This is a genomic window from Bacillus sp. C30, from assembly GCF_040838255.1.
GTDB classification, from domain to species: Bacteria; Bacillota; Bacilli; order Bacillales; family Bacillaceae_G; genus Bacillus_A; species Bacillus_A mycoides.
Map to the genome: position 1 here is coordinate 1 of NZ_JBFPJH010000516.1, position 1,764 is coordinate 1,764.

Here is a 1,764-nt window from a genome sequence, read left to right on the forward strand (position 1 = left end):
CACAAATTCCCCGTCATAGAAATAACTTTATTATGATTTACAGTTTACAATGATTGAAATTCATATTAATAAAGACCTCCATTTACGATTCGAACTTTGCATATGAATTGCTAATCAAGTAATAAATCGGACTTAAATACGATTACAGCATTTCCTGCAATTCTTACTTCCTCTGGCTCCTGATTACAAATTTTCACTTGAACATCAATGATACCCGCCCGTTTTATAGCTTCGCCCTGCACTGCTTTAAAACTAAATAAAGTATTATCATGTTTGACAAGTCTATGATGTATCAAGTATGCGCCTAAAGGACCGTTCGCATTACCTGTAACAGGGTCTTCGTTAATACCAATTGCAGGAGCAAACATTCTTCCATGAATTAAAATATCAGAGTCGGGAGCATTCATCGTAAACACATAGAAACCATTGCAATTAATTAATCCACTGACTTTTGTGAGTAAATCCATATTAGGGTTTAATTGGTTAAGAAGTTCCGAATTTTTAATTCCAATCATCACCTTAGAATGCCCGGTTGAAACGATTTGTACTGGACAATCTTCTAATAAATCATTTTCACTAATATTGAAAGCTGTAAATATATTCTCTAAAGCTACACCTTCAATCACAGTTTCAAAACTTATACTACCCTGCGTCATAATAATTTTGTAATCATTATCTTCATTAATCACATCGACTGGTAAAATGCCGGCACCAGTTTTATGATAAACTTTAACTGTATTTAAACTATTTTCAACTGCACGAGCATAGTGGGCAGCAATCGTCGCATGTCCACAGATAGGGACCTCATGAGTAGGCGTAAAAAAACGAATATGTACATCAGATTCGCTATTGTCTGATTTAAAGATAAATGCCGTTTCCGAATTGTTAAGCTCTCTAGCAATCCTCTGCATCTCACCCGAGGATAAACCATCTGCATTTGTTATTACACCAGCCGGATTACCTGATAATTTTTTCTTCGTAAATGAATCAATTTGATATAATCGGTACTTTCTTTCCATGTCATTTTCCACCTTTAATATATTTAATTTTTGGTCCTTTAAACTATCTTTAATTCTTATTATATTAAAGTTCTCCCGTTACTTCTATAAGGAGCTTGATAGCGATGGGGTAGTACCACATCGCTATCAAGCTAAGCTTATGCAAAGTCAATTTTTGGTTTAGTAGTTCAGCTAATAGGTGTTGTAAAAATTGGACGGCCGCTTGATTAAATCGTTGATTCAATCCCTCTGAATTGATGAGCACTTCTGTTGATGCTTCCAAACAGCTAGATAATTGAGTTAAAGAAGTCGTAGCGATATTTTGACTCATCCATACACATAAAGCGACTAAATCTTTTGCTTGGTATTTACTGGTTCGTTGCACGAAACCAACATCTCTAGCAAGATCTCGTAAGATATTTGGAGATAAAAAGCTTTGAATCTCTTGAGCAAATAGTTGTAATTCATCAGATATAGAAATAGACATACAAAAAACGCCATCCTTTCCTATGATTCTACAGAAAGAATAACGTATTTTTTTCATTTTGAGGGTATTTCTTTTTATTAGCTTAATAGCGATGGGCGGGACCCCATATTGTGGAATGTAAAAGGGATTTCTATATGATTTAACATTCCAATATTCCTTTTAGCATTTTAAAATTCTGTTGATAAACCTCTGGAGAACCCCAATTTTTGTAGTTGTTAGGTACTTTAATATCTTCGATATGGTCTTTTTCTCGTGCAATTACAGTTAAATCAGTTATAT

General features: G+C 34.2%; 1 protein-coding gene and 1 pseudogene. Both read right to left on the minus strand.

Annotated features, from left to right (window positions below):
* Nucleotides 1–110 precede the first annotated feature (110 nt).
* Nucleotides 111–1,019: a PhzF family isomerase gene (locus tag AB3X49_RS22400; RefSeq protein ID WP_002161204.1), complete on the minus strand. Its 909-nt coding sequence runs from the start codon at nucleotides 1,017–1,019 to the stop codon at nucleotides 111–113.
* Nucleotides 1,020–1,167: 148 nt separating this feature from the next.
* Nucleotides 1,168–1,485, minus strand: a pseudogene (locus tag AB3X49_RS22405) (IS4 family transposase); the annotation flags it as partial.
* Between the last annotated feature and the right edge of the window lie 279 nt (nucleotides 1,486–1,764).

Excerpts from the sequence above, each read along its gene's own strand:
- AB3X49_RS22400 (WP_002161204.1), bottom strand. The coding sequence starts at position 1,019 with ATGGAAAGAAAGTACCGATTATATCAAATTGATTCATTTACGAAGAAA.